This window comes from Gracilibacillus thailandensis (assembly GCF_010994055.1).
Taxonomy (GTDB): domain Bacteria; phylum Bacillota; class Bacilli; order Bacillales; family Amphibacillaceae; genus Gracilibacillus; species Gracilibacillus lacisalsi.
In genome coordinates this window covers 1-608 of record NZ_WJID01000159.1, presented here as the reverse complement: position 1 = coordinate 608, position 608 = coordinate 1, and the positions used below count along the sequence as shown (strand labels likewise).

1 protein-coding gene is annotated in these 608 nt (G+C 35.4%); it reads right to left on the bottom strand.

Features of this window, described 5'->3' with window-relative positions; all coding sequences use genetic code 11:
* Nucleotides 1-608 (bottom strand): RNA-guided endonuclease InsQ/TnpB family protein (locus tag GH715_RS21310; RefSeq protein WP_163578841.1); only part of this gene is annotated, 608 nt, incomplete at both ends.

The following is a 608-nucleotide window of genomic DNA, read 5'->3' as shown; positions in this document are numbered from 1 at the left end:
TATTTTGATAAGTTGTTTCCCTTGTTCATTTAGTTTGTACTGCAAGAAAGAAGTGAACATTCCCCAACCATTATCAGCTACGCTTTTCCCAAATTGAAGTGCTTGTGACATGCCTTTCATATCCAAATCTTCCATCACAACCGCATCATAATTCGTTACTAATTCTTTTGATTGATGGTGAAGGAAATTCTTGCGTTGATTGGCGACTTTCTCTTGAATTTTAGCTACTCGAATACGTTGTTTATGCCAATTGGAAGAACCTTTCTTCTTACGAGACAATTTACGCTGTTCTTTTGCTAATTTCTCAAGCATTTGTCGATAAAACTTAGGGTAATTGGCTTTCTCACCCTCACTATCGACAAACAACCCATCCATCGCAAAATCTAAGCCAACCACTTTTTCTATTTCTTTGGTTTCCATCTCCTTTTCATACTCTGTAAGAATAGAAATATAGTATTTTCCTGATGAAGTCATAGATAGTGTACAAGATTTGATTTTGTATTCGGATGGGATTTCTCGATGTTGTTTGATTTTAACCATTTTCAACTTAGGTAATTTGATATGACCATCCAACAGTTGAATGTTTCCGTTCACAACATTCGTAGTAT